At 69.6% G+C, this 25,771-nt stretch carries 29 protein-coding genes; 15 read left to right on the top strand and 14 right to left on the bottom strand.

Annotation, left to right across the window (positions count from 1 at the left end; all coding sequences use genetic code 11):
* Window positions 1-50: 50 nt before the first annotated feature.
* Window positions 51-512, bottom strand: coding sequence for a hypothetical protein (locus AXA68_RS00250; RefSeq protein ID WP_066411246.1), 462 nt, complete (start codon window positions 510-512; stop codon window positions 51-53).
* Window positions 513-534: 22 nt separating this feature from the next.
* The gene (locus AXA68_RS00245; RefSeq protein ID WP_066411244.1) at window positions 535-1,122 is read right to left on the bottom strand and encodes a DUF7344 domain-containing protein; all 588 of its coding nucleotides are present in this window, start codon (window positions 1,120-1,122) and stop codon (window positions 535-537) included.
* Between the two features lie 456 nt (window positions 1,123-1,578).
* On the opposite strand from AXA68_RS00245, the gene AXA68_RS00240 reads away from it, so the two are divergent.
* The 3 genes from AXA68_RS00240 to AXA68_RS00230 all read left to right on the top strand — a co-directional run bounded on the left by AXA68_RS00240 (window position 1,579) and on the right by AXA68_RS00230 (window position 5,097).
* Entirely contained in the window at window positions 1,579-2,376 is a 798-nt protein-coding gene (locus tag AXA68_RS00240) for a hypothetical protein (RefSeq protein WP_157884761.1), read from the top strand.
* Window positions 2,377-2,700: 324 nt separating this feature from the next.
* Entirely contained in the window at window positions 2,701-3,225 is a 525-nt protein-coding gene (locus AXA68_RS00235; RefSeq protein ID WP_066411237.1) for a hypothetical protein, read from the top strand.
* 174 nt (window positions 3,226-3,399) lie between these two features.
* Window positions 3,400-5,097, top strand: a complete 1,698-nt coding sequence (locus tag AXA68_RS00230; RefSeq protein WP_066411235.1) for a DUF1102 domain-containing protein — start codon at window positions 3,400-3,402, stop codon at window positions 5,095-5,097.
* A 120-nt stretch (window positions 5,098-5,217) separates the two neighbouring features.
* Here the strand turns inward: AXA68_RS00230 and AXA68_RS00225 are convergent, their stop codons facing one another.
* On the bottom strand, window positions 5,218-5,475 hold the full coding sequence (locus AXA68_RS00225; RefSeq protein ID WP_066411233.1) for a hypothetical protein: 258 nt from the start codon (window positions 5,473-5,475) through the stop codon (window positions 5,218-5,220).
* A 123-nt stretch (window positions 5,476-5,598) separates the two neighbouring features.
* Here AXA68_RS00225 and AXA68_RS00220 point away from each other — a divergent pair, with 123 nt between their 5' ends.
* Entirely contained in the window at window positions 5,599-6,396 is a 798-nt protein-coding gene (locus AXA68_RS00220; RefSeq protein ID WP_066411230.1) for an inositol monophosphatase family protein, read from the top strand.
* Between the two features lie 54 nt (window positions 6,397-6,450).
* Here AXA68_RS00220 and hmgA read toward each other — a convergent pair whose 3' ends face one another.
* Both hmgA and AXA68_RS00210 read right to left on the bottom strand, forming a co-directional pair.
* Window positions 6,451-7,671: a hydroxymethylglutaryl-CoA reductase (NADPH) gene (hmgA, locus tag AXA68_RS00215; RefSeq protein WP_066411228.1), complete on the bottom strand. Its 1,221-nt coding sequence runs from the start codon at window positions 7,669-7,671 to the stop codon at window positions 6,451-6,453.
* Window positions 7,672-7,725: 54 nt separating this feature from the next.
* Window positions 7,726-8,199 (bottom strand): GNAT family N-acetyltransferase, encoded by a 474-nt coding sequence (locus AXA68_RS00210; protein WP_066411225.1) that lies wholly within the window; start codon window positions 8,197-8,199, stop codon window positions 7,726-7,728.
* Window positions 8,200-8,321: 122 nt separating this feature from the next.
* Here AXA68_RS00210 and AXA68_RS00205 point away from each other — a divergent pair, with 122 nt between their 5' ends.
* The 4 genes from AXA68_RS00205 (at window position 8,322) to AXA68_RS00190 (ending at window position 11,803) form a co-directional block, all read left to right on the top strand.
* Window positions 8,322-9,134 (top strand): DUF502 domain-containing protein, encoded by an 813-nt coding sequence (locus AXA68_RS00205; protein WP_080505120.1) that lies wholly within the window; start codon window positions 8,322-8,324, stop codon window positions 9,132-9,134.
* Window positions 9,131-9,619 carry an archease gene (locus AXA68_RS00200; protein ID WP_066411224.1) on the top strand — a complete coding sequence of 163 codons (489 nt, stop codon included), beginning with the start codon at window positions 9,131-9,133 and terminating at the stop codon, window positions 9,617-9,619. Before AXA68_RS00205 ends, AXA68_RS00200 begins: the two co-directional genes overlap by 4 nt.
* A gap of 60 nt (window positions 9,620-9,679) precedes the next feature.
* The gene (locus AXA68_RS00195; RefSeq protein WP_106388637.1) at window positions 9,680-10,201 is read left to right on the top strand and encodes a hypothetical protein; all 522 of its coding nucleotides are present in this window, start codon (window positions 9,680-9,682) and stop codon (window positions 10,199-10,201) included.
* Between the two features lie 93 nt (window positions 10,202-10,294).
* Window positions 10,295-11,803 (top strand): RtcB family protein, encoded by a 1,509-nt coding sequence (locus tag AXA68_RS00190; RefSeq protein WP_066411221.1) that lies wholly within the window; start codon window positions 10,295-10,297, stop codon window positions 11,801-11,803.
* Window positions 11,804-11,828: 25 nt separating this feature from the next.
* Here the strand turns inward: AXA68_RS00190 and AXA68_RS00185 are convergent, their stop codons facing one another.
* The 3 genes from AXA68_RS00185 to AXA68_RS00175 all read right to left on the bottom strand — a co-directional run bounded on the left by AXA68_RS00185 (window position 11,829) and on the right by AXA68_RS00175 (window position 14,973).
* Window positions 11,829-12,455 carry a thymidine kinase gene (locus AXA68_RS00185; RefSeq protein ID WP_066411218.1) on the bottom strand — a complete coding sequence of 209 codons (627 nt, stop codon included), beginning with the start codon at window positions 12,453-12,455 and terminating at the stop codon, window positions 11,829-11,831.
* An 86-nt stretch (window positions 12,456-12,541) separates the two neighbouring features.
* Entirely contained in the window at window positions 12,542-13,600 is a 1,059-nt protein-coding gene (locus AXA68_RS00180; protein WP_066411216.1) for an amidohydrolase family protein, read from the bottom strand.
* A 98-nt stretch (window positions 13,601-13,698) separates the two neighbouring features.
* Window positions 13,699-14,973, bottom strand: coding sequence for an HD domain-containing protein (locus tag AXA68_RS00175; RefSeq protein ID WP_066411213.1), 1,275 nt, complete (start codon window positions 14,971-14,973; stop codon window positions 13,699-13,701).
* Window positions 14,974-15,147: 174 nt separating this feature from the next.
* Between AXA68_RS00175 and AXA68_RS00170 the strand changes: the two genes are divergently transcribed.
* On the top strand, window positions 15,148-15,549 hold the full coding sequence (locus tag AXA68_RS00170) for a universal stress protein (protein ID WP_066411211.1): 402 nt from the start codon (window positions 15,148-15,150) through the stop codon (window positions 15,547-15,549).
* 41 nt (window positions 15,550-15,590) lie between these two features.
* Here AXA68_RS00170 and AXA68_RS00165 read toward each other — a convergent pair whose 3' ends face one another.
* From AXA68_RS00165 to AXA68_RS00155, 3 genes are all read right to left on the bottom strand, one after another.
* Entirely contained in the window at window positions 15,591-16,844 is a 1,254-nt protein-coding gene (locus AXA68_RS00165) for an HD domain-containing protein (protein WP_066411208.1), read from the bottom strand.
* Between the two features lie 63 nt (window positions 16,845-16,907).
* On the bottom strand, window positions 16,908-17,486 hold the full coding sequence (locus tag AXA68_RS00160; RefSeq protein ID WP_066411207.1) for a helix-turn-helix domain-containing protein: 579 nt from the start codon (window positions 17,484-17,486) through the stop codon (window positions 16,908-16,910).
* Between the two features lie 51 nt (window positions 17,487-17,537).
* Window positions 17,538-18,224, bottom strand: coding sequence for a TVP38/TMEM64 family protein (locus AXA68_RS00155; protein ID WP_066411203.1), 687 nt, complete (start codon window positions 18,222-18,224; stop codon window positions 17,538-17,540).
* Window positions 18,225-18,727: 503 nt separating this feature from the next.
* On the opposite strand from AXA68_RS00155, the gene ddh reads away from it, so the two are divergent.
* On the top strand, window positions 18,728-19,660 hold the full coding sequence (gene ddh / locus AXA68_RS00150; protein WP_066411202.1) for a D-2-hydroxyacid dehydrogenase: 933 nt from the start codon (window positions 18,728-18,730) through the stop codon (window positions 19,658-19,660).
* 32 nt (window positions 19,661-19,692) lie between these two features.
* On the opposite strand, the gene AXA68_RS00145 is transcribed toward ddh, so the two are convergent.
* Window positions 19,693-19,971 carry a DUF2249 domain-containing protein gene (locus AXA68_RS00145; protein ID WP_066411201.1) on the bottom strand — a complete coding sequence of 93 codons (279 nt, stop codon included), beginning with the start codon at window positions 19,969-19,971 and terminating at the stop codon, window positions 19,693-19,695.
* 87 nt (window positions 19,972-20,058) lie between these two features.
* Between AXA68_RS00145 and AXA68_RS00140 the strand changes: the two genes are divergently transcribed.
* Both AXA68_RS00140 and AXA68_RS00135 read left to right on the top strand, forming a co-directional pair.
* Window positions 20,059-20,331, top strand: coding sequence for a DUF2249 domain-containing protein (locus tag AXA68_RS00140; protein WP_066411200.1), 273 nt, complete (start codon window positions 20,059-20,061; stop codon window positions 20,329-20,331).
* Entirely contained in the window at window positions 20,324-20,680 is a 357-nt protein-coding gene (locus AXA68_RS00135) for a hypothetical protein (RefSeq protein WP_080505119.1), read from the top strand. The genes AXA68_RS00140 and AXA68_RS00135 overlap by 8 nt, the downstream gene beginning before the upstream one ends.
* Window positions 20,681-20,744: 64 nt before the next feature.
* On the opposite strand, the gene AXA68_RS00130 is transcribed toward AXA68_RS00135, so the two are convergent.
* Complete coding sequence (locus tag AXA68_RS00130; RefSeq protein ID WP_066411198.1) at window positions 20,745-20,978, bottom strand: DUF2249 domain-containing protein; 234 nt, start codon at window positions 20,976-20,978, stop codon at window positions 20,745-20,747.
* A gap of 184 nt (window positions 20,979-21,162) precedes the next feature.
* Between AXA68_RS00130 and AXA68_RS00125 the strand changes: the two genes are divergently transcribed.
* Window positions 21,163-21,549: a cupin domain-containing protein gene (locus tag AXA68_RS00125; protein ID WP_066418269.1), complete on the top strand. Its 387-nt coding sequence runs from the start codon at window positions 21,163-21,165 to the stop codon at window positions 21,547-21,549.
* Window positions 21,546-21,851, top strand: a complete 306-nt coding sequence (locus tag AXA68_RS00120; RefSeq protein WP_066411196.1) for a cupin domain-containing protein — start codon at window positions 21,546-21,548, stop codon at window positions 21,849-21,851. Before AXA68_RS00125 ends, AXA68_RS00120 begins: the two co-directional genes overlap by 4 nt.
* 50 nt (window positions 21,852-21,901) lie before the next feature.
* Here the strand turns inward: AXA68_RS00120 and AXA68_RS00115 are convergent, their stop codons facing one another.
* Complete coding sequence (locus AXA68_RS00115) at window positions 21,902-23,212, bottom strand: phosphoribosylamine--glycine ligase (protein ID WP_066411190.1); 1,311 nt, start codon at window positions 23,210-23,212, stop codon at window positions 21,902-21,904.
* A 377-nt stretch (window positions 23,213-23,589) separates the two neighbouring features.
* Here AXA68_RS00115 and katG point away from each other — a divergent pair, with 377 nt between their 5' ends.
* A complete protein-coding gene (katG, locus tag AXA68_RS00110) occupies window positions 23,590-25,731 on the top strand; it encodes a catalase/peroxidase HPI (protein ID WP_066411188.1) in 2,142 nt (713 codons plus the stop codon).
* Window positions 25,732-25,771: the final 40 nt, after the last annotated feature.

Below are 25,771 nucleotides of genomic sequence, written 5' to 3'. Positions count from 1 at the left end.
ACTCGTGTTCGTGCCGTTTGTGGAGGTCGAGTTCACGGAATCGTTCAGTACTAACAGGTCACGGAGTGGCTGCGTTCCAGCGAGACGTTGACTCCCGAGCCGTTTCCGGTCGCCACGAACGTGAAATGGACCGTCTCGCCGGACGAACAGGACTCCGAGACCTCGATCCGTTCTGCCTCTCCCTGCGTGAGCGTGACGCTCGCGTTCTCACGATCCTGTCCGTCGACCTCGACCGTAACGTCGAGCGTCAGTTCGCCGCTGAACTGGTTGTGGTACTCCGCCTCGGCGGTGGCGGTAGTGGAGTTGTTGACGGTTTCGGTCTCGATGGTCATCTCGTAGCCGAGGTACGCGTCCTCGTCGTCGACCACGTTGGCCTCGATCCCGCGATCCGCCTCCATCGCGGAGAAGCCCGCGGTGCCGAAGACGAGTCCGACCGCCGCGGTGAACGCGAGCACGATGCTCAGGGTACGGAGCGCGCTCACGCGGGCCGGCGGCGTTCGGGTGGTGGTCATCTCTGAGTCGACTCGTTCGGATTTACTCGATCTTTCGGAGTTCGGGCGGCTTCTCCGTGTTGCCGAGGCGGGCGCGGCGGCCGACGACGTGGTGGACGACCGACGAGACGCCGAAGGCGGTGGCGGTGAAGACGCCCACGTCGAGCGGTTCGAACGCGGCGAACCCCGCCGCGCCGGTCGCGACCGCGAGCAGGAGCGAGGCGGCGACGCCCGCGAGCCCGACGTAGTAGAGGCTCCACGGGATCTCCTTGCTTCCCAAGGCTTCGACGTAGATGTCGAGGTCCTCGAGCGCGGGCGTCGGCTCGACCACGTTCTCCTCCTCGTTGAGGTCCACGATGTCCTTCTCCTCCAGTTTCGGCAGGTGGGTGCGCTGGAGCGTGCTGTACACGTTGCGGCGGTCCTCGTACTCGACCTCCTCCGGATCGACGTCGAGTTCCCACGCGGTGACGTGCGTGGACAGGTTGGACACCTCGATCGGGTCCTCCCTGCGTTTGAGCGCGTGGATGACGAACCGCCGCCGGCGGTTCGAGAGGACTTCGAATATCTCGTCTTGCGACAGTTCACCCCCGTTTCCGTTCGACTCGCTCGCCGTGGTGATCGCGAATGTCATCTGGGGCCCTCCGTGGTGTCCTGCCGGCCGGAAACCCCCGTAGTCCCGAACCGGCGGATCTCGCTTGGAACGTGTGTGAGGAAGTGGCATAAAGAGGTTGGATAATTAACTTGTAAGTTTCCGTTTTCTGATGATTGAAGCCCGCGCTCTGGACTCGCGAGAGGAACGGCTGAATCGCGGAACGGATCGCTTTCGATCCCTCATGGACTACTCAATGCCCACTATACGACTGCCTGAACCCTGCTGTGTGGGTAGTGTGGTATTCACGAGCATGGATCGATGTGGCCGTGAGCCGCGCTCGAAGCGCATCGAGCAGGCCCCGGAGGTCCATCGAGTCCGACCCGCGTACATGTCGAGGATCTCATAACGAAGTACCTTCCTCCACATGCCCTATCCGAGCGCTCTCGGCCCGGACGTCCGGGTTGCGGGGGTGCCCGAACGCAGGTGAGATACGATATGGAACGGCGCAAGTTCGTGATCGGTGTGGGATCGCTCGCTGCCGGCGGGGCAGCTGCAACAGGGACGGGTGCGTTCACGAGTGCGGTCGTGCCACGTAGTGCCGACGTTACGGTCCAAAACGACTCGAACGCATATCTCCAGCTCGAGGCTGGTGGAGCCCGTGGCGTTGGAGATCGGATCGGTCAGGAAAACGGCGAGCTATACATCGACTTCGACGACGAGGCGACCGGATCTGGTGTTAATGATAACGCGAGATACCAGATCGGCGCGATGAATGACGACGCGTTGGGCGACGGGATCTCCTTTGAAAGTCTCTATGATGACGATAGTACTCCGGCAGCGGCAGGGGACGGGGAGCCGTACGTGGAATCCTCGGATACAGATCAGTCAGCGTTCGTTGTTCGCAACATGAGCGGACAGACGCTCGATCTCGAGATCGGTATGAATACCGCATCGGCAAACGCTGGTGCGACGGTGTACCTCCAAGGCAAAGCGACTGCTATCAGCGGTGATGATGGATCAACTAGCACTGACGGCTCGAGCCAGCTAGACGGAGCGACGGCCACCAACACCAGCGAACTCGATCTCAGCGATCCGACTACTGGTCAGGATGGCGCCATGGAAGCCCTGAGCTTCAACAATGCAAACGATCCGGATGAGGCAATTCCTCCGGGGGCATCGGTGTACGTCTCCATCCAAGTGGACACGCGCGACGGTGATACGCCGGACGGTCGTTCGCTGGCTGAAGAGTTGACGATCAGTGCCAACGAGGCTGCAGACCCTGGCGAGGAATAATCGAATAACAGAGAGGTGTTCGACAGCCTACGACTACGCTGTCGACGGCTCTACTCCCCTTTTGATACGTTACCACCCACGAGATAAGAAAACGATGAAACGACTCATGCCCGCGGCCAGACGTAAGTTAGCGGTGCCACGAAGAGTGACCACGATGGGTATCGGAGCGTACGGGGAGACTCACCACGATGATCGAAGAGCCACCTAGAACGAGCAATGAAACGAAGAAAACTGCTCCTCGGATTGAGTGCGACCGTTGCGGGTGGTAGCGCGACTCTCGGAACGGGAGCGTTTACCACGGCTCAAGTGAATCGGGAGGTAGATATGTCGGTTGTCAACGACTCGAAAGGCCTCGTTGCTCTGATCCCGAACGACGAGGTTGCCGGTGTCGATGAAGGTGACAACGGTCAGCTATCGATCTCTATCACTGACCCGGGAATAAACGTCAACTCTCTCTACCAGTTCGGTTACCTTACCCACACGTATCCCAATATAACGCCGGATTGGTTCACGGTGGAAACGACGGATGATCCGATCGGTACCGATACCGATGACTTTAAATCCGCTTTCCTGATCGCGAACCAAACAAATAGCACGATGAGTGTCACCTTCACCTTAGATCCGACCAGTAGTAGCTCGGATGCCGGTGACACGAGATTCCTGTTCGAGATTCAGAATTCGAATGGAAAACTGACCGAAGTGCGGTACCCAAGTCAGACGGTAGCACCGTCGCTAGAACTCGATCCCGGTGACGCGTTAGGAGTCTCTTTCGTCGTCAACGCGCTTAACGGCGATGTCGGTGACTTCTTTACTGCGTCCCTAGAAGTTGAGGCTTGGGCTGTTTCCTAATCGATTTTTATTGACTCGGATCTGTAGGAATGTGTTCTGCTATGACATGGGATATCGAACGAGGAGTACCGGGTCCGTCTTACAGGTTACAGGTCCTTTTCACTATCTGAGACCATCGATCGATGCCCCATCGAGGACCGATTACTTTGGTATCTGTAGGTTGATGTTCCTACGATGCGTGCCCGCGGTTCGACGACACTGCTGGTCCTCGTCGTCCTCGGAGCTACCGCCCTAATTTTCTCCACCGGCGCCGCCTTCGTCGACGGCCCCGCCGACCGCCTCAACGACGAGGTCGCCCTCCAACCCGGCGACAACCCATACACCTACCTCGACGAGAACGGCGAACTCGTCATCGACGTGACCGAGGACAATCCCCGCCTCGACGCTGGCGGCGTCAACGTCGACGCGCTCACGGTCGAGGACGACCTCTTCTACGTCCTCTACAACGGGAGCGAGCCCGCCGAGGTCTGGATCGAACACGACTCGCAGGCGGTGACCTTCGTGATCGAGGGCCAGCCGGCGGAAAGCGGCGAGGATCCGGCACTCCTGACGTCCGAGGACGAGACCGTCCCGGTCGGCGTCAGGGTCGACACCCGCGTCGCCGACCTGATGCCCGGCGACCGGATCATCGACGAGATCTCGGTTCACGCGCGCCCCGCCGAGCCCGAGGCGATCACGCAGGAGGGCGGCGGGAGTGATGGAGACGGGGACGATGGAGACGGGGACGATGGAGACGACGATGACGAAGACGGCGATCCCTCGGACCCCACGGTCCTCGTCGACTCGCCGGATCCCACCGCCCGCCAGGTCGAGGTGTACTCGGTCGCAGTGGAGGAAGAGACCGAGGTCGACCTGGAGGGACTCGAGATGGGCGATCCCGCGATCCGGCTCGACCGGCTGTCGTTCGTGCGGAACCGCTCGGGCGATGTGGAGTTCTCGATCGAGGGAAGCGAGGAGCTCCCGGAGGAGATCGACCCCGTGGACCGGTCGGGCGTCGACCCGCTCGGCTACTACGCGGTCGCCTTCGCGGAGCCCGACCAGCCGATCGAGGCGGCGACCGCGGAGGTGGTCGTGGAGCGCGATCTGCTCCGACGAGCCGGCGTCGAGCCCGCGGACCTCGCGGCCTACCACGAGACCGGCGACGGCTGGGAGGCGACCGAGACGCGGGTGATCGGCGAGACCGACGGGACGGTCCGGCTCGCGATCGAGTCCGACGGCTTCTCCGCGTTCGCGCTCGCGGCCCACCGCCCCGCGCTCTCCGCTGTCGACGCCGCGGTCCCGACCGAGCGCGTCGCGCCCGGCGAGGCGACGACCCTCGAGGTGACGCTCGCGAACCGCGGTCCGGCCCCCACCAGCGACGAGCCGGTCGCGGTCAGGGCCGTCGACGCTGACGGGAACGCAGTCGACGCGCTCGCGGACGGCCCCCTCTCCGTGGACGTCGCGCCGGGCGAGACGGTCACCCGGACCGCGACCGTGCGACTCGACGACCCCGGAGAATACGACCTCGTCGTCGCCGGCGACCGGCTGGACGGCTCCGCCACCGTCGCCTCGCTCGCCGTGCGGGAACCCGAGCCGGACCCGGAGGGATCGGACGACGGAACTGGTCCGGACGACGGGACGGGGACGGACGACGGGGCCGGGACGCGATCCGACGGGACCGATCCGGACCCCACCCGCGGGACGGGGTCCGACGGCGAGGAATCGGTATCCGACGGGGGCGTGAGCGCCGACGACGCGGCACCCTCGACCGATCCGGGGTCGGCGAACCGGACGGAGCCGGCCGCGTTCGACCCCGCGGATTTCGCCGGGCTGGCGGTGCTCGTCGCCATCGTGCTCGCCACGCTGTTCCTGGTGCGGCGCGCGCCGCGGTGATCGACGAGGGACGAGGCCGGACGCGGTCGGACGGCGGTCGGAGAACGGATCGCGGGCTCCGGGAAAGGGTCGGAACTTCGAGAAGGGAGGCTCGCGGCGGGGTCCGGACCGATCCGCGGTCTACTTCCCGCCGTCGGTGTAGGCTCGGTCGGCGAGCACGCGCTCCGCCGCCTCGTTCGCCTCGGCGGGGGTCGGACAGTCGCCGCAGACGACCTCGTCGGCGAGTTCGCCCGCCAGCGTGTAGACGGCCGCGCCGTCGGCGCGCTCGGCGACCCGCTCGAACGTCGGCCGGTAGCCGGCGGCGGCGCGCTGGCCGATCTCGTCGAGCGAGGCGTCGATGGCGTACTCGAGCTGGCGAACCGCTTCCTCGGGTCTCATACGCGCCCATCCACCCTCGACGTACTTAAGTATACTCGGATTCGGAACTGAGTTAATACTGTCGCGATCCCCCTTCGTCGCCGGATCGACGTTTATACGCGTCCGGGAGCCGGATCCGGGGCCATGACCGACGTAGACGAGCGCGCGGCCCTCGCCGAGCGGGCCGCGCGAGCGGGTGCCCGCGTCGCGAGCGACGCCTTCCGGACCGACATCGACGTGGAGGCGAAAGGCGAGGACGACGTGGTGACCGAGGCCGACCGGGCCGCCCAGCGCGCCGTCATCGAGACGATCCGCGAGTCGTTCCCGGACGACGCCGTCGTCGGCGAGGAGGAGGACGCCCGCAAGCGCGTGCCCGACGAGGGGCCGGCGTGGGTGATCGACCCGATCGACGGCACGCACAACTTCGTCCGCGGGATCCGCGTGTGGGGGACCGCGGTGGCGGCCGTCGTCGACGGCGAGCCGGTCGCGGCCGCGACGGTCTGTCCCGCGCTCGAGGACGTCTACACCGCCGACGCCGACGGCGCGTACCGCAACGGCGAGCGGCTCTCCGTCAGCGACGCGACCGATCCCCGACGGGGAACCGTCGACCCGACGCTGTGGTGGGGTCACGACGCCAGAGCGGAGTACGCCAACGCCTGCGAGGCGATCGTGACCCGATTCGGCGACATGCGCCGGCTCGGCGCGGCACAGGTCGTGCTCCCGACGGTCGCCGCCGGCGGGCTGGAGGGAACGATCTCGAACCTCCGAGCGAACCCCTGGGACTCCGTCGCGGGCGTGTTCATGATCCGGCAGGCCGGCGGGCGGGTGACGGACCTCGAGGGGAACCGCTGGCGGCACGACTCCGTCGGGCTCGTCGCCTCCAACGGCGGCCTCCACGAGGACGTGCTGGCGGCGGCGCGGGCGATCGAGGGCGAGGACTGAACCGCCGGTTCGAGTCGTCGGAGCCGCGTCCCCGCGTATGAACGGTCTCCCCGTCTATCGGCCCAGATCCGCGTGCGCCGACGCGAGGTGTCGCGAGCCCAGCGCGGCGAGAAGCGAGAGCTCGCCCGCCAGCGCGCCCACCGCGATCGCCTCCGCGAGCGCGTCGGCGTTGCTGCCGGCGGGGTCGCCGCCGCCGCGAACTCCCAGGACCTCGAGACCGGCCGCCTGCGTCGGGAGCTTCGTCCCGCCGCCGACCGTGCCGACCTCGAGGCTCGCGATCGACACGGAGACGTAGAGGTCGCCGTCGGCGGTCGCCTCCGCGGTCGTGATCGCGTTCGACCCCTCGACGACCTGCGCCGCGTCCTGGCCGGTCGCGAGGAACATCGCCGCGACCGCGTTGGCGACGTGGGCGTTGAAGCCGAGCGAGCCCGCCTTCGCGGAGCCGACGTGGTTCTTGCGCGTGTTGATCTCGGCTATCGCCGCCGGCGTCGTGTGGAGCCGGTCCTCGACGACCTCGCGGGGGACCTCGACGTCGGCGGTCACCGACCGACCGCGCCCCTCGACCGCGTTGACCGCGGCGGGTTTCTTGTCCGAACAGAGGTTCCCCGAGAGCGCGACCAGCTCGGCGTCGGTCTCCGCCTCGACGACGTCGCAGGCCTCGCCAGTCGCGATGGTGACCATGTTCATCCCCATCGCGTCCTTCGTGTCGAAGCGGAACCGGAGGTAGACGTTGTTGCCGACGACGTACGGGGTGACGCCGCGGAGTTCGCCGTGGCTCGTCGTCGACTCGGCGGCCTCCCGCAGGGCCGGCTCGTTGTCGCGGACCCACTCGACGAGCGCCTCCGCCTCGGCCACGTCGGCCACGCGGAAGACGGGCGCGCGGGTCATCGAGCTCTTCGTGACGCGGGCGGTCGCGCCGCCCGCCGCGTCGATGACGGAGCAGCCGCGGTTGACCGAGGCGACCAGGGCCCCCTCGGTGGTCGCCATCGGGAGGTAGCGGTCGCCGTCGAACGCGCCGCCGTCGACGGGCACCGGCCCCGCGACGCCGAGCGGGACTTCGAGCCCGCCGATCATGTTGTCGATGTTGGGGTCGGCGGCGGCCGCGTCGAAGGCGTACTCGCCGACCGCGTCGAGGTCCGCGCCGGACTCGTCGGCGACCAGCCGGCGGCGAACGGTCGCGGCCGTCCCGGCGTCGACGTGGTCGTCCAGTTCGTGGAGCCGCACGTCGCCGTCGCGGACGCGCTCGAGGAGGTCCTCGGCTGTGGGATCGGTCATGCCCGCGTCTCCTCGCGGCGGGCGCTAATGCGTGTCGGTTTCGGGGGTCGGATCCTACCCGCGGACGAACTCCGAGAGCCGCTCGCGGAGGCTGTTCGGGCCCAGCGTGAGGTAGTAGGCGTCGCCGCCGTCCTCGTAGTAGCCGTCGATCCGGCGTTTCACCTCGAAGCCGATGTGCTCGTAGAAGCCGAGCGCCCGCTCGTTCGTGGTCCGCGCGTGACAGGAGACCGACTGGTACTCGTCGGCCACGTCGGCGACCAGCCGCTCGCCGAGGCCGCGTCCGCGGTGGTCAGGGTCGACGGCGAGAAAGAGCACGTAACCGTCCCGTCGGACCGAGGCGAACGCGATCACCTCGTCGTCCTCGAAGAGGAGATGCGTCGTGGACCGCCGGTAGGCGTCGGTGAAGAAGCCGCGTCGCTGGCGGAGCACCCCGTCGACGCGGTGGATCCGCTCTTTGAGTTCCCACGCCTCCCGGACGTGTTCGGCGTCGCCGGGCGGGTCCGTCCGTCGCTCCACGTTGACGCTCACTGGGAAAACGTAACACGCCTGTAGAATATAACTCCACCGGCCGCGCGCCGACGGCAGGCCGGTCCCGCGTCGGTTCGGTCGACCAACCGAAGCGTTTTGACGGACTCCGCCGTGTCTCCGCCATGGTCGGCGAACCGATATCGGGTCGGAGGCGGCTCCGGAGGGCGTTCCTGACGGGCGTGGCGGTGATCGTTCCGCTCGTCATCACGGTCGTGGTGCTCACGATCGTCTTCAACGCGGTGTACGACTACCTCGACGCGTTCTCCTCGGCGATCGCGGTCGTCTCCCCGGAGTTCGTCCTGCCGGGCGTCGGACGGGTCGGGCGCGAGCTGTTGATCGAGATCGTGACGCCGGTCGTGTTCGTCGCCCTGATCCTCCTCATCGGTCTGGCCGTCGAGTCCACGCGGTACGGGGAACTCGCCGTCGACTACGTCGACCTCGCGATGGAGCAGGTCCCCGGGATCGGCTCCGTCTACGAGGGGTTCAGACAGATGAGCGACGCCATGCTGGAGTCGGACGGCGGGAACTTCCGGGAGGTCGTGCTCGTCGAGTTCCCCACGGAGGGCACGTACACGCTGGCGTTCGTCACGAGCGAGACGCCCGAGGCGGTCGCCGCTCCGACCGGCTCCGCCGACGGCGAGGGGATGCGGACCCTCTTCATGCCGATGGCCCCCAACCCGGTGATGGGCGGACACGTCGTCTTCGTCCCCGAGAGCCGGATCGTGGAGATCGACCTGACGGTCCAGGAGGGGATCCGCGCGCTGGTGACGAGCGGCGTCGCCCTCGAGGGAGCGACGGACGATATCGGGGGGTTCTCGGACGAGGAGCTCCGCCACCTCTCCGTCCCCGACCGGGTGGAGGGGTGGCTCGACCCCTCGAGCGACGACGACGATGACAACGCGGAAACCGACCCGACCCGAACCGACGGACCGTGACCTACGAACTCCGGGACCACACGGCGGACGTCGCCGTCGAGGCGACCGCTCCGACCCTCTCGGCGCTGTTCGCGGCGGTCGCGGACGGGCTGACCGCGGCGAGCTGCGAGTCGGTCCCCCCGGCGGTCGGCGAGCGGTTCGCCCTCCGCGAGACCGCCGAGAGCCGCGAGGCGCTCCTCTTCGACTACCTCGACCGGCTGATCTACGAGCGCGACGTGCGGCTCGTCCTGCCCGCGGACCACGAGTGCCGAGTGATCGAGCCCGACGGGAACGACGACGGGGACACCCCTGCCGACGGCGACGCGCCCGCCGACGCCGACGTGCCCGCCGACGGCGACGACCCCGAGTGGACCGTCGAGGCCAGCGCCCGCGGCGTCCCCCTCGACGCGGTGGTCGCCAGGGAGGTCAAGGCGGTCACCTACTCGGAGATGGCGCTCGAACGGCGCGACGACGGGTGGTACGCTTACGTCGTCTTCGACGTCTGAGCCGGGCGAACCGCCGAGGCGACCGAAACCGTTATGATCTGTCGTGACTATTGTTACCGTATGCCACGAACCGAACCCGACGAGCGGAGCGCGTGGCGCGCGGGCGCGGCGGCCGGGCTCGTCGCGGGCGTCGCGATGGGGCTCGTGTTACACGGCGCCCTCGGGCTGATGCCCACGATCGGCGCGCTCGTCGGCGTCGAGACCGTCGCGGCCGGCTGGATCGTCCACCTGTTCAACAGCGCGACGTTCGGCCTCCTGTTCGCGGCCGTCTTCGACCGACCCTTCTTCGAGGACCTCCGGAGCGACGCCGGCGGCTGCGTCGCGCTCGGGGTCGTCCACTCGGCCGCGCTCGGCGTGGTAACCGGCGGGCTGTTGTTGCCCGCGTCGCTCGCGCTCGCCGGCGCGACGTCGCTGCCGGTCCCCACGCTCCCGCTGCCCGGCGTCACAGCGAGCTTCGAGTTCGGCGCGGTCATCGCGGTCGCCCACCTGCTGTACGGGGTGGTGTTGGGGCGCGTCTTCGCCGGCCTCACCCTCGCGGACGACGACGTCGCGTGGCTGCCGGGCGATCCCGCGGACCGGTAGCGATCCGCCCGCTCCGACGCTCCCGCTTCGACCCGCCCGCCCTCTCGACGACCACACGTAACGCCCTTCCCCTCCGCCGTCGAACCTCCGCGCATGACCACGCGCGAGTTCGACGGGATCCGCCTGGAGAAGGTGCGAGAGCACGTCTGGGAGATCCCGCGCGAGGGGGAGATGAACGTCCCGGCGCGGGTGCTCGCCAGCGAGGACCTCCTCGAGGAGATCGGCGAGGACGACACCCTTCGACAGCTCAAGAACGCCACGCACCTCCCCGGGATGGTCGAGCCCGCGCTGTGTATGCCCGACGGCCACCAGGGGTACGGGTTCCCGGTCGGCGGCGTCGGCGCGATCGACGCCCGCACCGGCTGTATCTCGCCCGGAGCCATCGGGTACGACATCAACTGCGGCGTCAGGATGGTCCGCACCTCGCTCGAGTACGACGACGTCCGCGGCCGCGAGGCCGAACTCGTCGACGCGCTCTTCGAGGCGATCCCGTCGGGGCTCGGCGGCGGCGGCGTGATCGACGGCGACGCCGACGCGATCGAGGGCGCGCTGGAACGCGGCGTCGAGTGGGCGGTCTCGGAGGGGTACGGGATCGAGAGCGACCTGGCGCACTGCGAGGACGAGGGCCGACGGCCGGACGCCCGCCCGGAGTTCGTCTCCCAGAAGGCCATGGACCGGGGCCGCAACCAGATGGGATCGCTCGGCTCCGGCAACCACTTCCTCGAGGTCCAGCGTGTCACCGATGTCTTCCGCGACGAGGTCGCCGAGGCGTACGGCCTCTCGGAGGGGCAGATCGTCGTCCTCATCCACTGCGGGAGCCGCGGGCTCGGCCACCAGACGTGTAACGACTACCTCCGGCGGATCGAGACCGAGCACGCCGACCTCCTCGAGTCGCTGCCGGACAAGGAGCTCGCGGCCGCGCCCGCGGGATCCGAACTGGCCGAGGAGTACTACGGCGCGATGGGGGCGTGTATCAACTTCGCGTGGGTGAACCGCCAGCTGATCACCCACCGGACCCGCGAGGTGTTCGGCGACGTCTTCGACGCCGACCCGATCGAGGACCTCGGGATGGAGCTCCTGTACGACGTGGCCCACAACATCGGCAAGAAGGAGACCCACGAGGTCCCCGTCGGCCCCGACGGCCGGCCCGCCGTCGCCGAGGAGGCGGTCGACCGCGCCGACCGCGAGCTGTACGTCCACCGCAAGGGCGCGACGCGGGCGTTCCCCGCGGGCCACGAGGCGGTCCCCGAGTCGTACCGCTCGGTCGGCCAGCCCGTGATCATCCCCGGCAGCATGGGCGCGGGATCGTACGTGCTCCGCGGCGGCGCGGAGTCGCTGTCGGTCTCGTTCGGCTCCACGGCGCACGGGGCCGGCCGGCTGATGAGCCGGACGCAGGCGAAACAGGAGTTCTGGGGCGGCGACGTGCGCGACGACCTCGAGCGCGAGCAGGCGATCTACGTGAAAGCGCAGTCGGGCGCGACCGTCGCCGAGGAGGCCCCCGGCGTGTACAAGGACGTCGACGAGGTGGTCCGGGTCAGCGACGAACTGGGCATCGGCGACACGGTCGCCCGCACGTTCCCGGTGTGTAACATCAAGGGGTGAGCGATCCGCCGGGGGACGCTCCGCGTCACTCGTCGGCCGCGCGCTCCCCATCGACCCGCTCGGGGCGCTCGCCGGTCCGAAGCACGTGACAGTCGCGACACCGGGCCTCGTAGGACTCCTCCGCGCCGACGAGGATCGTCGGGTCGTCGACGTGGGCGGGCTCGCCCTCGATGAGCCGCTGGTTCCGGGTGGCGGGCTCGCCGCACACCGTACAGATCGCCCGGAGCTTGTCGACGTACTCGGCGGTCGCCATGAGTCGGGGCAGCGGCTCGAACGGCTCGCCCCGGAACGTCTGGTCCGTCCCCGAGACGATCACCCGCGAGCCGCGGTCGGCGAGCGCGTTACAGACCTCGACGAGCGCGTCCGAGAAGAAGTTGGCCTCGTCGACGGCGACGACCTCGGCGTCCGGGCGGTCCAGTATCTCGAGCGGGCCGTCCCCCTCGTTGTCGACGACGACCGCGTCCCACTGGCGGCCGTTGTGGGTGCCGATCGTGGTCTCGCCGTAGCGGTCGTCGACGGCGGGCTTGTAGACGGCCACCGACTGGCCGGCGATCTCCGCGCGTCGCAGCCGGCGGAGGAGCTCCTCGGTCTTCCCCGAGAACATCGAACCGGAGATGACCTCGACCCACCCGGACTGGGTGATCGCGTGCATGGACTCTCCGGGTCGATCCAGCGACTAAACGGTTTCTCTCCGGCCGGGCGATCGGCGGCCCGGAATCTCCGGCGCGAGTCTCGAGATCAGGCTCGGTGAACCGTCTCGCCGCCGAGGACGACCTGCGAGACGTCCGCGCTCCCGGCGCGGCGCACGACCGCCCGGACGAGGTCCTGCGCGCCCGCGAGGTTGTCGGAGTCGCCGTCGAGCACGAGCAGGTCCGCCCGCCGCCCCGGTTCGATGGTGCCCCGGTCGAGTCCCGCAATCTTTGCCCCGTTCAGCGTCGCCATCCGGAGCACCTCGCGGGCGGGCAGGTCGGAGAGCTTCGCCGCGAACTCCATCTCGCGGAACATCGACGGCGAGTCCAACATGACGTTGTCGGTGCCGAGCGCGACGGTCGTCCGCTCGGCGAGCTCGCGGATCGGCGGCACCCCGACGTTCGTCACGAGGTTCGACCGCGGGCAGACGACGACGGGCGTCCCCCGGTCGGCGAGTCGGTCGAGGTGGATCGGCTCGGCGTGGACCATGTGGACGAGGAAGTCCGGGTCGAGGTCCATCGCGGCGTTGACGTCGTCGGCGTCCCGCTCGCCCGCGTGGATGCCGAACAGCTTCCCCGCCTCGCGGGTCGCGGTCCGGACCGAGTCGAAGTCGGCGTCGCGCGCGCCCGACGCGCCGTAGCCGTCGGCGACCGGGAGCACGTCGGGGTCGTCGCGGCCGAGCACCACCGCCTCGAGGTCCCGCTCCGCGAACTCGATCCCGTCGCCCGCGAGCGCATCCCGCAGCGCGCGGACTCCTTCGACGCCGCCCTCGCGGAACTCGAGGAAGGTTCCGGTCCCCGTCGACTCCATGTACCGGAGCGTCCGCGCCATCGCCGTCACCTTCTCCTCGTGACTCGCGGACCGGAGCAGGCGGTGTTTCAGCCCGTCCGGCGGCGCGACCAGCTCGTCGAGCGAGAGCCCCGCGCCGGCCTCCTTGGCGATGGAGTCGCCGATGTGGGTGTGCGCGTTCACGAACGCCGGGAGAACCACGGCGTCGCTCTCGGTCGCCCGCTCCTCGACGTCGACGACCTCCGATCCCTCGACGACGACGCGTCCCTCGACGGGCTCGAAGTCGGGGCCGCGGAGGACGGTCCCTTCGATCTCCATACGCGGGCCTCTCCGTCGCGAGCATAAAACGTACCGGGACGGGCCGGCGGGGAGGGAGCGCCGGTCGGCGGAGTGATCCGCCCCGCCGCGACGCCGCGTCAGAACTCGTCGAGCGTCGTCGAGATCGCCTTCCGCACCTCGATCACGAGCGCGTCGGGGTCGAGCCCGAGCACCTCGGCGGCCGCCCGCCCGACCCGGTCGGTCGCCGAGTCGGGCGCGTAGACGCCGAGCCGCCACTGGTTCCGCTGGGCGACCCGCAGCGCGGAGACGAGTGGCGACTGCCGCTCCAGCCGCCGCACCTCGCCGTTGACCGTCACCCGCGCGGTCGACTCGCGCATCGACGGCTCCGCGGGGACGTCGAGGATCACGTCCTCGCGGTCGACGCCGGCCTCCGCCGCGATCTCGCGTTCGAGCGCCAGCTCGGTCGCGTGGTCGGCGTCGTGGACGCGGTCCGGGACGTCGCCGTACTCCGCCCACACCGCCCGCTTGTAGAGGTCGCGCTCGTCGTACCGCCGCGAGAGCTCCGCCGCCGCCGGGCAGTCGCGGATCGCCGCCAGGAAGTCGTGGTCGTCCATCCGGCGCAGTTCGGCCGCGGTCGTCGCCGTCGCGTCGAGCAGCTCCGCGGCCGCCCGGCGCAACATCGCCTTCGAGATCCGCGCGACGTGGTGGGTGTACACGACCGGATTCATGAGGGCCCGCGCGAGGAGCAGGCTCTCCGCCGTCTGGACGTTCCCCTCGTCGAGGACGAGCGCGGGCGAGCCCGCGCCGTCGACGCGGTCGGCGTCGCTCGCGCGGTCGGCGTCGCCGATCCCCTCGACGAAGGTGAGCTCCCGGACGAACCGCTCGGTGTCGATGGTCCCGTAGGGGACGCCCGTGTGGTAGGCGTCGCGCACGAGGTAGTCCATGCGGTCGACGTCCAGCTCCCCCGAGACGAGCCCGGCGTACTTGCCCTCGCCGGCGACGATCCCGGCGACCTCCTCCGGATCGAGGTCGTGCTCGCGGAGGACCTCCCCCACCTCGCCGCCCTCGAGCAGCTCCGCGACGTCGTCGTGGTACTTCCCGGTCCGGCGGTGGGTGAGCGACTCGAGGTTGTGGCTGAACGGGCCGTGTCCCACGTCGTGAAGCATCGCGGCGGCCTCGATCCGGTCGGCCTGCCGCCCCTCGATGCCGAGGCCGTCGAGCGCCTGTCGGGCGAGGTGGTAGACGCCGAGGCTGTGTTCGAAGCGGGTGTGGTTCGCGGAGGGGTAGACGAGCTGGACGGTGCCGAGCTGTTTGACGTGGCGCAGCCGCTGGACGGCGGGCGTGTCGAGGAGGGCGGCGGCGACGCCGTCGATCTCGATGTGGTCGTGGACGGTGTCCTTGACCGTGGTCATGCGGGCCCTTCGTCGGGATCGGTTAAAAACGCGGGCGTCGGGACCGATCGGGAACGCGGCCGTCGGCGTCGGCGCGGCCGTGGGTGTCGTCGCGGTCGTGGGTGTCGTCGCGGCCGTCGACGGACGCGAGAACCGTCGGCACCGTTTATTATCCCCCGCGATCGAGCGTGTGACATGTACGACGTGCTCATCGCCGTCGACGACGACGAGGCGCGAGCGACCGCCCAGGCGCGCGCGGTCGCGGACCTGCCGAGTGCAGATGACGACGTGACCGCCCACCTCTGTCACGTGTTCACCGACAACCCCGAGGGGGCGTCGGTCAACCAGCTCGCGGCGGTCAGGCGCGCCCGCGAGGCGCTCGAGGCGGCGGGGGTCTCGGTCGCCCACCACGAGGCGAGCGGGGATCCCGGGCCCGAGATCGTCGCCGCGGCCGCCGAGGTCGACGCCGACGCGATCTGCGTCTCCGGTCGAAAGCGCCGGCCGAGCGGGAAGGCCGTCTTCGGGAGCGTCACCCAGGACGTGATCCTCTCGAGTGACCTCCCCGTCTTCACGGTCCCGAAGCCGACGCCCGAGTGAGCGTCGCGAGCGGAGCCGGTCCCCCTCCGATCCCCCTCCGGTCACTCCGCGATCCGGAGCCCCAACGCGTCGCGGGCGGCCCCGCGAACCGCGTCGACGCGGTCGCCCGGACAGTACACGCCGAGCCGCCAGCGCCCCCGCTCCGCCGCCCGGATCCCGGCGACGAGCTCCGAGGCGTCCGACAGCCGCTGGGTGATCCCGTCGACGACGACGGCGGAGCCGGACTCCTTGAGCCCCGGCCGCGACGGGACGTCGACGACGACGCTTCCGGGGTCGACGCCGGCCCGGTCGGCGATCTCGCGTTCGGCCGCGAGCGCCGCCGCGTGGTCGGCGTCGACGGTGCCCGCCGGGACCTCGGCGAGCCCGGCCCAGACCGCCCGCTTGTACAGGTCGCGGCGCTCGATCCGCCGCCCGAGCTCCGGGACGTGCTCGCGGAGCTCGACGAGCAGATCGTGGTCGGCCATCCGTCGGAAGGTCTCGACGTCCGTCCCCGTCCGGTCGAGGTAGCGCTCGCAGGCGCGCTCGAGCATCGCGCCGGCGACGCGGGAGACGTGGTGGCGGTAGACGACCGCGTTCATCAGCGACCGGGCCAAAAGCAGGCTCTCCGCGGTGGCGACGTTCCCCTCGGCGAGCACGAGGTCGGCGTTCGCGGGGTCGTGGTCGCCCTCGCCGCCGTCCCCTCCGCTCCCGCCGCCCCGTCCGTTCCCGCCGCCCCGTCCGTTCCCGTTCCCGACGAGCCGGAGCTCGTTCACCAGCCGCCCGGTGTCGACGGTGCCGTAGGGGACGCCCGTGTGGTGGGCGTCGCGCACGAGGTAGTCCATCCGGTCGACGTCGAGCTCACCCGAGACGAGCGCGCCGACGCCGCCCTCGCCCGCGATCAGCGCCGCCACTCGCTTCGGGTCGAGGCCGTTGCGCTCGAGGACGCGGGTGACCTCCCGGTCGGGGTCGGTCAGGAGCCACTCGACGTCGTCGTGGTCGCGGCCCGTCCGCCGCCGGATGATCCCCTCGGTCTGGTGGCCGTAGGGGCCGTGTCCGGCGTCGTGAAGCAGCGCGGCCGCCCGGACGTGCGCGGCGGTGTCGGGGTCCAGATCGAGGCCGTCGAGCGCCTGCCGGGCGAGGTGGTAGACGCCGAGGCTGTGCTCGAAGCGGGTGTGGTTCGCGGAGGGGTAGACGAGCCGGACCGTGGACAGCTGTTTGATGTGGCGCAGCCGCTGGAACGCCGGCGTGTCGATCAGCTCGGTCGCGACCGGGTCCAGCCGGACGTGGCCGTGGACGCTGTCCTTGATCGCGTTCATTCGTCGACCGTCCTCATTCGTCGCTCGCCTTCGTTCGTCCCGTCCTTCGTTCGTCGACGGGGATCATTCGTCGACGAGCGTCACGTCGAGGCGCTCGGCCACCGCGCGAACGACGGAGCCGCCGACGCCGGCGGTCGCCGCCCGGCCGTCCTCGATCGCCAGCAGGTCGTCCTCGTCGATCCCGAGCTCCGCGGCCAGCTCCTCGACGGTGAGTCCCGCCTCCTGACGGGCCTCCGTCGTCACGTCGCCGTACCCCGAGACGAGGTAGGGGAGTCTGTCCTCCTCGTAGTTCGTCCCCTTCTCCTCCCAGTGGGAGGAGTCGCCGGTCGCGGCGTCGTACACCTTCGCCTGCTTGTTGGCGATCTCCTGTTTGCGGCTGCGCGGGCCGTCGCTTCCGTCCGCGCCGCCGGGGCTGCCGGAGCCGCTCCCGCCGCGCCCGCCGCCGCTCCCGGAGCCGCCGCCTCGGCCGCCCCCGCCTCCCGATCCCCGTCTCGAGTCGTCGTGCGGGCGGCAGTTCGCACAGACGAGCAGGCGCGCGCCCGCGACGTTCGCTCGCTTGAGGTTGCCCGTCTCGCGTCCGCAGAGCTCGCAGGCACCCCCGTCGTCGTCGCCGCCTCCGCCGCCCGTCGAGTACTTCGGCATACCCCACGTAGCACCCCCGGCGCGGTAAAACCTGGCGGGCCGGCGGTCGGCTCACCCGAGCCGCTCGAGCGCGGACAGGATCCGCTCGCGCCGGCGGTACCCCACGACCGCGGAGCCGACGAGCACCGCGAGGAGGACGAGCGACGCTCGGAGGTCGCCGCTCGCGAGGCTCGACCCCGACAGGGTGACGACGACGTACGCCGGCGTCCGACCGACGACCATGACGGCGACGAGCCGCCGGAGCCGGATCTCCGTCAGCCCGCCCGCGAAACAGAGCAGGTCGTCGGGTATCCCCGGGATCAGGAACGCGAGGAACAGCCCCGGTAGTCCGGCCTCGGCGACGAACGCGTCGAAGCGGTCCATGGCGTCCGTCCGGACGACCGCCTCGACGAACGGCCGGCCGTACCGACGGGAGAGCCAGAACGCGATCGAGCTCCCGAGCGCGACGCCGGTCAGGCTGTAGACGGTTCCGAGGAACGCGCCGAACAGGTAGCCGCCGGCGAAGCCGATCACCTGCCCCGGGATCGGCGCCACGACCACCTGCGCGGCCTGGATGGCGACGAAGACGAGCGGCGCGAGCGGCCCGTACCCCGCGACGAACGCCCGTAGCTCCGCGCCGTCGGTGAGGAACGGGGCGTACTCCCGGACGAGTACGTAGAGCCCGGCGAAGGCGACGAGCAGCCCGACGGCCGCGAGGACCGTCCGTCGGCGGCTCTCGGGGGATCTGAACACTCGCATGGGGACGCGTGGTCGGAGGGTTCGCTCGGCTCGTCATCAAACCGACGGTCGTCGCGTCGGGATCGATGACACCGTCCCGTCCGCATTGACCGTCGTATCCTGCGTGCTTATACGACGGGTGTTTCGTGAATGATCGAGGTGATGAGAACGGTGTCGTTGCTGGCGCAGTGATCACGATCATGGAGACCATCTCCAAAGCCCCAGCCGGCTCCGGTCGAGGGCCTCGCTGCGGTCCTCGTCGCTCACTATGTTCGCTCCTGCGGTCCTTACGTCGGCCGTCTTTCCGGAGCCGGCTGCCCCTTTGAGTCCCACCCCGTACAGCACCGCACCTCACGCCTCCCCAGCCTCGCGGCTCCTTACAGTCGCCGCGTCCCTCGCGGGCTCCTCGCGCCCTATCGGGCGCTCGGAGGCGCGCCACTACAATCACTCGTTGCTTCGTTTGTATTGAGCGATTCGCCGATGGCGGAGCAACCTATTTGTCCCCGCTGTCGGTAGCCGGTCGCATGGCGTTCACTCTCGGCATCCACGAGTCGGTCGAGTTGATCTTCCCGCCGACCGTCCTGCGCGACGCCCTCGACTCGGAGGACGGCTCCGAGGTCTGTGTCGTCGGCTCCGCGGCCGACCTCGAGGCGTGCGACGCGCTGGTGACGTTCGCCTACGAGGACGCGTTCCTGTCGGCGGGGCTCTCGTGGATCCACTCGATCCAGGCCGGCGTCGACCGGTTCCCGTTCGACGAGTTCGAGTCGCGGGGGATACGGCTCACGAACAGCACCGGGATCCACGGCGACGCCGTCGGCGAGACCGTCCTCGGCTACATGACCCAGTTCGCCCGCCGGCTCCACCGCTACCGGGATCGCGGGCGGGAACGGGAGTGGGCGCATCCGGAGTGGGACGAGCCGTTCACCCTCTCCGGCGAGTCGCTCTGCGTCGTCGGCCTCGGGACGCTCGGACGGGGGATCGCCGCCCGCGCCGACGCCTGCGGGATGGACGTCGTCGGCGTGCGCCGGACGCCGACCCCCGTCGACCACGTCCGCGAGGTGTACACGCCCGGCGAGATCGAGGCGGCCGTCGGGGGCGCGCGGTTCGTCGCGGTCGCCACCCCGCTGACCGAGGAGACGCGGGGCCTGATCGGGGCCGACGCGCTGGCGGCGATGCCCGACTCCGGCTACCTGTTGAACGTCTCCCGCGGCGGCGTCGTCGACGAGGCGGCGCTGCTCGAGGCACTCGAGGCGGACCGGCTCGCGGGCGCGGCCCTCGACGTCTTCGAGACGGAGCCGCTGCCCGAGGACTCCCCCTTCTGGGACCGCGACGACGTGATCGTCACGCCGCACGCCGCGGCGGCGACCCGCGACTACTACCGCCGGATCGCCGACATCGTCCGCGAGAACCGCCGACGGGCGATCGCCGGCGAGTCGCTCGTGAACCGGGTGATCTGACGCGGGGACGACTCGGCCGCGGACCCGTTCCCCTACTCCGCCGGCTCACGCTCGGTCCAGATCACGGTCACGACCGTCTCGCCGTCCTCGACGGTCTCGTGGCGGTACCCCCGGTCGTCCAGCCGCGGGTAGAGGTGTCGCGGCCGGCGGTCGTTGAACTGGACCAACGCCACGTCGTCGTCGAGCGCCGCCAGCCGCTCCAGGGTGTCCTTGAGCGGCCGGGGCGGCGGGAGGTCCCGCGCGTCGAGCGTCTCGCGTTCCCGGTCCGCCGGGACGTCCGTCCGGTCGAGAAGCGCGGCCACGTCGGGCATGTCTCGAGGTACGGCGTCCGCCCTCCAGTACCTTCACCCGAAGACGTTCGGGAGAACCGCTAGGCCGGTCCGGTTCCGGGATCCGGTATGCGCGCGAACCGATCCGAAGCGGACCGACACGAGGCGGACCGACCCGAGACGGACCGAACGCTCGACGTTCGTGACGTCGACGGGGAGCCGTTCGACCGCATCGTGGCGGAACTCGAGACGCTCCCGCCGGACGAGTCGCTCCTGCTGGTGAACGGCTTCGAGCCCGAGCCGCTGTACGCGGTCCTCGAACGCCGCGGGTTCGAACACGAGGCGACGGCGGACCGCGAGGACGGCTGCGAGGTGTGGTACGTCGAGATACGCCATGCCTGAGGGCGGCGCGGGCGGCTCCGGAACGACGGCCGAGGCGCGGTGCGACCCGCGGCCAGACCCGGAGCGCGCCCGACGATCCCGACAGCTCCGCCGACTCCGGCGGCGCGCGGCCCGGATCGAGCGGCGCGAACGCGAGCAGGCGCTCTCCGCGCTCGAATCTCGGGGGACGCTCACCGACGAACAGCGGGAGACGGTTCGGGCGCTCGCGGCGACCCTGGTCGCCGAGCTGACCGCGGGACCGGCGGCCGCGCTCGGGGGACCGAGGGAGTCGGAGTCGGAAACGCAAGGGACGATCGACCGGAGGCGGGCCCGCACGGTCGGGAGGCTCCTCGAACTCGAGACGGGATAGCGTCGCGTGCCGGCGGAGCGCAGCCGTGCGATCGGCCCGCGATCCGTCGACCGCGCCGACGACGCTACTCCTCCGCCTTCGGGAACGCCGCGACGAACTCGTTTTCCGCCTCCCGGCGCACCTCGTACCCGTCCTCGTCGAAGGAGGGTACCTCGGCGGCCATCTCGTAGAACAGCGGCTTCGGCTCGTGGTCGTTGACGATCGTCAGCGTCTCCCCGGGGTCCATGGCCTCGAACTCCTCGTGGATCCGATCGTGACGGTTCACCGGCGGGACGTCGCGGACGTCGAGTGTCGGCATGCGACCGTGGAGAGGGCGACCGGCCGTATCGGCCTTGAGCCGAACGGGTTCGGGGACACCGACTCCTCGTCGCCGCCCCTCCGGTCGGCCGTGACCGAACCGAACCGCGGAACCCCGACTCCGACCGCCGCGCGTGGGACAGTCGAGAACCGCTCCGGCCGACCGACCGGGAGGGGTGAGTGACGTGCCGGCGACCGACCTCGACGCCGAGCGCGTCCGCGACGCCGACCGATTCGCGACGAGCGGGGTCTTCCGGAGCGACCGGATGAAGGTCGTCTGCGGGTACTTCGAGCCGGGACAGTTCATCCCGGTTCACGCCCCCGACAGCGACGTGGCGATCGTCGTTCAGTCGGGCTCGGGGGTCGTCCGGGAGGGGGAGACGGACCGCCCCGTGGCCCCCGGCGACCTCGTCGTCGTGGAGGCGGGAACCGCACGCGGGGTCAAAGCGAGCGACGGGGAGCGCCTCGAGGCGGTGCTCGTCACCGCGCCGCCGCCGACCGACGCGGAACACGAGCCGGTCCGGGAGGGGATACGTCGCGGGACGTTCGATCCCCGGGAGGGATCGGAGTGACGGTCGTCGAGTCCCTCGCGGAACTCGACGGGACGCCACACGCCGCCGTCTTTCCCGGCACGGAGCCGAAGACGGTCCGCCTCCGGCTCGACGCGGGCGAGTCGGTCCCCGCGCACACCCATCCCGACAGGCGGGTCCTCCTCTACGTGGTCGACGGGGTCGTCGAGCTGCGAGTCGGCGACGAGGAGCACGAGCTGAGCGCCGGCGATGTCGCCCGGTTCGACGGCTCGCGGGAGGTCTCGCCCCGGGCGGTCGAGGCCGCGACCGCGCTCGTCGTCCTGGCGGAGCGGGTCGACGACTGAGCCGGCCGTTTTCCGGCGGAGATCCCCCTACGTCACGGGATACCTCGCTCCTACGGACCGAGATACCCCCACGCCTGGAGTCGGTCGCCGTCGCCGTCGATCCAGCGCTCGCCGATGTCGTCGCGGTAGTACATGTTCGGCATCACGACCTCGTCGATCCGGTCGTACGCCTGCTCGCGGGCGGCCCCCATCGTGTCGCCCTTGCCGGTCACGACGATCGGCATCCCGTTGTCGCCGGCGACGCGCCACTGGCCGTCGACCTGCTTCGCGTCCTCGAGGTGGATCCCCTCGCGGCTCTCGGTCTCGAAGACGACGGCGGCGTTCCGGGAGTTCTCGTCGTAGGTCTTCTCGTCGTCGAACGGGAACGGCGGGAGGACGACCCGCACGCCGATCTGGTATCCTCGATGGACCTCCGGGTCGGGGTCGTTGCCGTGCGCGAGGTCGTGGAAGAACTCGCCGGTCGAGGACTCGATCGACTCCTCCTGGAGGGCGATCGTCGGGTAGCCGAACCGCGGCGTGAACTCCAGCGGGTAGATCCCGTTCTCGTTGACGATGCAGTTGATGTCGATACTCCCGACGTACCCCTCGTCAGCGAGCCACCCTTCGATCTTCCCGAAGGTCTCCGTGAAGAGTTTGTTCTGGCCCGCCCAGAACATCGAGGTTCCCATCTCGCCGGTCGAGGGGCCGATGTTCCCGGGAAACAGTTTCTTGTGCTCAAAATTAAAATTGACTTTATCGATGAACTCGTTGCCGTCGAAGAACCCGCAGATGGCGATCTCGACGCCCTCGACCTTCCGCTGTAGCTGGAACCCCTTCATCCGGTGGCCCCACGCCTTCTTGTACGCCTTCAGTACGTCCACGATGTCGCTCCCGTCGTCCTCGTTGCCGACGTAGAGCAGGCGCTTCACGTTCTGGACCTCGCCGAGCGGTTTGATGACGTACGGGGCGGGATGTTCCCTGACGTGTTGGATCCCCGCGTCGAAACTATCGAAGACGTGGTGTTCGACGGTGTTCACGCCGTGGTCCTCGAGGACCTCCATCGCGTATCCCCGGTCCTCCTCGAGGCGGTCGGTGTTCGGCGTCCCGCCGACGACGGCGTGCCCGTCCTCCCGCAGCTCCTCGGCGAGCGCGCCGGTCCCGACGTCGGAGCCGACCCAGATGTCGTCGAAGACGACCACGTCGGCCCACTCGACGTTCGCGCGCCAGTCGTCCGTCTTCGGGACGAAGCCGTCGCCGATCTCCCGGTCGCTTTCGGCCTCGATGTAGTACTTCACGTCGTGGCCCTCGCGATGTACCTGCCAGGCCAGGTCGGTGATCAGCGCGGCGTCGGCGGAGACGAACAGGAAACGCTTGGTGTCCATGGGGGCTCGTCTCGCGGCGAGACCTTTAGTGTGTGCCGCGTCGGCGTCGGACGGAGGCTCGTCCCGGACGGATCGGAGCCACGGACCCCGATCGCCGGTGTTTTTGGCTTATAAACTATTGTTTTTAAATCCGAAATAAGAGTTTTGTGTTATATATCGTGCTGCGAAGAGTAGCCAGCTTTTTATTCGAGGTACTGAAAGCACTGGTGACGCCGAATGCGTGACGACGCCGCTTCCGGGACGAGTCCCTCCGACACCGCTACGCCGGGCGTTCTCGCTCCGGCGGCGGCCTCGAGGGGTCCCGGGTTCGACGGGCGGATCCCCCGGACGCGTTCGGTGGTACGAACACGAACGACGCAACCACGATCTCACTCATAATGCCAAGAGACAACTCCGATTGGTGGCCGAACCAGCTGGACCTGGATCTCCTCGACGAGCACGCCGGTAACCCCGGACCGCTCGACGAGGAGTTCGACTACGCCGACGCGTTCGAGGAGCTCGACCTCGACGCGGTGAAGGCGGACATCGAGGAGGTAATGACGACGTCACAGGAGTGGTGGCCGGCCGACTACGGCCACTACGGCCCGCTCTTCATCCGGATGGCGTGGCACAGCGCCGGCACGTACCGAACGCACGACGGCCGCGGCGGCGCGGCCGGCGGCCGACAGCGGCTCCCGCCGCTCAACAGCTGGCCGGACAACGTCAACCTCGACAAGGCGCGGCGACTGCTCTGGCCGGTCAAACGGAAGTACGGTCGAAAGCTCTCGTGGGCGGACCTGATCGTCCTCACCGGGAACGTCGCCCTCGAGTCGATGGGCTTCGAGACGTTCGGCTTCGCGGGCGGCCGCGAGGACGAGTTCAAGCCCGACGACGCCGTCGACTGGGGTCCCGAGGACGAGTGGGAGTCCACCTCCGCGGAGCGCTTCGAGGAGGACGGACGCCTCGACGACGCGCTCGGGAACACCGTCATGGGCCTCATCTACGTGAACCCCGAGGGCCCGAACGGCGAGCCGGACCTGGAGGGGTCCGCGGCGAACATCCGCGACACCTTCAGCCACATGGCGATGAACGACAAGGAGACGGTCGCGCTCATCGCCGGCGGCCACACCTTCGGCAAGGTCCACGGGGCCGACTCCGGCGACAACCTCGGCCCGGAGCCCGAGGACGCGCCGATCGACCTCCAGGGACTCGGCTGGGACAACGAGTTCGGCGAGGGGAAAGGCCCCGACACGATCACGAGCGGGATCGAGGGGCCGTGGAACGCCACGCCGACCTCGTGGGACCTGAGCTACGTCAACAACCTGCTCAGCTACGAGTGGGAGCCGGAGAAGGGCCCCGGCGGCGCGTGGCAGTGGACCACGAAGAACGACGAGCTCGACGGTGCCGCCCCGGGCGTCGCCGACCCCGGGGACAAGGAGGACGTGATGATGCTGACGACGGACGTCGCGTTGAAACACGACGACGACTTCCGGGCGGTCCTAGAGGAGTTCCGCGACGACCCCGACGAGTTCCAGCAGTCGTTCGCGAAGGCGTGGTACAAGCTCATCCACCGCGACATGGGCCCGCCGGAGCGGTTCCTCGGCCCCGAGGTCCCCGAGGAGACGATGCTCTGGCAGGACCCGCTTCCCGACGCCGACTACGACGTCGTCGGCGAGGCCGAGATCGCCGACCTCGAGGAGCTGATCTCGGAGTCCGACCTCTCGGTCTCCGAGCGGGTCGAGACCGCGTGGGCGTCCGCGTCCACGTTCCGCCACAGCGACAAGCGCGGCGGCGCGAACGGCGCGCGGATCCGCCTCGAGCCCCAGCGGAGCTGGGAGGTCAACGACCCCGACCAGCTGGCGTCCGTACTGGAGACCTACGAGGGGATCCAGGCGGAGTTCAACGACTCGCGCGACGACGACGTGCGGGTGTCGCTCGCCGACCTGATCGTCCTCGGCGGGAACCTCGCCGTCGAGGAGGCCGCCGCGGCCGCCGGCCACGACGTCGACGTCCCGTTCGAGCCGGGACGCGTCGACGCCACCCAGGAGGAGACGGACGAGGAGTCCTTCGAGGTGCTCGAGCCGGAGGTCGACGCCTTCCGCAACTACCTCGGCGAGGACCTGCCCCGCGAGCCGGAACACGAGATGGTCGACAGGGCCGAGCTGCTGACGCTGTCCGTCCCCGAGCTGACGGTCCTCGTCGGCGGCATGCGCGTCCTCGACGCGAACTACGACGGTTCCGACCGCGGCGTGTTCACCGACGAGCCGGAGACGCTGACGAACGACTTCTTCGTCAACCTGCTCGACTTCGATCGCGACTGGGAGCCCGTCGACGAGGAGGAGGAGGTCTTCGAGCTCCGCGACCCCGAGACCGGCGAGGTCGACTGGACGGCGACGCGGCTCGACCTGATCTTCGGGTCGAACGCCCGCCTCCGCGCCGTCGCGGAGGTCTACGGCGCCGAGGACGGCGAGGAGAAGTTCGTCCGGGACTTCGTCGACGCGTGGAGCAAGGTCATGACGCTCGACCGCTTCGACCGCTGAGGGGTCCGTAGCCGACGACTCCTCGGCAACGCCGGCCGAT

The organism is Halorubrum aethiopicum (assembly GCF_001542905.1).
Taxonomy (GTDB): Archaea; Halobacteriota; Halobacteria; order Halobacteriales; family Haloferacaceae; genus Halorubrum; species Halorubrum aethiopicum.
The sequence above is the reverse complement of the archived record's forward strand: the minus strand, read 5'-3'. Positions and strand labels throughout refer to the sequence as shown.

Bases quoted from the DNA above. Each gene is read 5' to 3' on its own strand.
- AXA68_RS00240 (WP_157884761.1), top strand. From the start codon at position 1,579: ATGGAACGGCGCAAGTTCGTGATCGGTGTGGGATCGCTCGCTGCCGGC.
- hmgA (WP_066411228.1), bottom strand. From the start codon at position 7,671: ATGACCGATCCCACAGCCGAGGACCTCCTCGAGCGCGTCCGCGACGGC.
- AXA68_RS00220 (WP_066411230.1), top strand. From the start codon at position 5,599: ATGACCGACGTAGACGAGCGCGCGGCCCTCGCCGAGCGGGCCGCGCGA.
- AXA68_RS00195 (WP_106388637.1), top strand. From the start codon at position 9,680: ATGCCACGAACCGAACCCGACGAGCGGAGCGCGTGGCGCGCGGGCGCG.
- AXA68_RS00175 (WP_066411213.1), bottom strand. From the start codon at position 14,973: ATGACCACGGTCAAGGACACCGTCCACGACCACATCGAGATCGACGGC.
- AXA68_RS00115 (WP_066411190.1), bottom strand. From the start codon at position 23,212: ATGGACACCAAGCGTTTCCTGTTCGTCTCCGCCGACGCCGCGCTGATC.
- AXA68_RS00155 (WP_066411203.1), bottom strand. From the start codon at position 18,224: ATGCGAGTGTTCAGATCCCCCGAGAGCCGCCGACGGACGGTCCTCGCG.
- AXA68_RS00160 (WP_066411207.1), bottom strand. From the start codon at position 17,486: ATGCCGAAGTACTCGACGGGCGGCGGAGGCGGCGACGACGACGGGGGT.
- AXA68_RS00225 (WP_066411233.1), bottom strand. From the start codon at position 5,475: ATGAGACCCGAGGAAGCGGTTCGCCAGCTCGAGTACGCCATCGACGCC.
- AXA68_RS00230 (WP_066411235.1), top strand. From the start codon at position 3,400: ATGCGTGCCCGCGGTTCGACGACACTGCTGGTCCTCGTCGTCCTCGGA.
- AXA68_RS00190 (WP_066411221.1), top strand. From the start codon at position 10,295: ATGACCACGCGCGAGTTCGACGGGATCCGCCTGGAGAAGGTGCGAGAG.
- katG (WP_066411188.1), top strand. From the start codon at position 23,590: ATGCCAAGAGACAACTCCGATTGGTGGCCGAACCAGCTGGACCTGGAT.
- AXA68_RS00185 (WP_066411218.1), bottom strand. From the start codon at position 12,455: ATGCACGCGATCACCCAGTCCGGGTGGGTCGAGGTCATCTCCGGTTCG.
- AXA68_RS00130 (WP_066411198.1), bottom strand. From the start codon at position 20,978: ATGCCGACACTCGACGTCCGCGACGTCCCGCCGGTGAACCGTCACGAT.
- AXA68_RS00140 (WP_066411200.1), top strand. From the start codon at position 20,059: ATGCGCGCGAACCGATCCGAAGCGGACCGACACGAGGCGGACCGACCC.
- ddh (WP_066411202.1), top strand. From the start codon at position 18,728: ATGGCGTTCACTCTCGGCATCCACGAGTCGGTCGAGTTGATCTTCCCG.
- AXA68_RS00165 (WP_066411208.1), bottom strand. From the start codon at position 16,844: ATGAACGCGATCAAGGACAGCGTCCACGGCCACGTCCGGCTGGACCCG.
- AXA68_RS00135 (WP_080505119.1), top strand. From the start codon at position 20,324: ATGCCTGAGGGCGGCGCGGGCGGCTCCGGAACGACGGCCGAGGCGCGG.
- AXA68_RS00250 (WP_066411246.1), bottom strand. From the start codon at position 512: ATGACCACCACCCGAACGCCGCCGGCCCGCGTGAGCGCGCTCCGTACC.
- AXA68_RS00235 (WP_066411237.1), top strand. From the start codon at position 2,701: ATGTCGGTTGTCAACGACTCGAAAGGCCTCGTTGCTCTGATCCCGAAC.
- AXA68_RS00245 (WP_066411244.1), bottom strand. From the start codon at position 1,122: ATGACATTCGCGATCACCACGGCGAGCGAGTCGAACGGAAACGGGGGT.
- AXA68_RS00145 (WP_066411201.1), bottom strand. From the start codon at position 19,971: ATGCCCGACGTGGCCGCGCTTCTCGACCGGACGGACGTCCCGGCGGAC.
- AXA68_RS00170 (WP_066411211.1), top strand. From the start codon at position 15,148: ATGTACGACGTGCTCATCGCCGTCGACGACGACGAGGCGCGAGCGACC.
- AXA68_RS00205 (WP_080505120.1), top strand. From the start codon at position 8,322: ATGGTCGGCGAACCGATATCGGGTCGGAGGCGGCTCCGGAGGGCGTTC.
- AXA68_RS00180 (WP_066411216.1), bottom strand. From the start codon at position 13,600: ATGGAGATCGAAGGGACCGTCCTCCGCGGCCCCGACTTCGAGCCCGTC.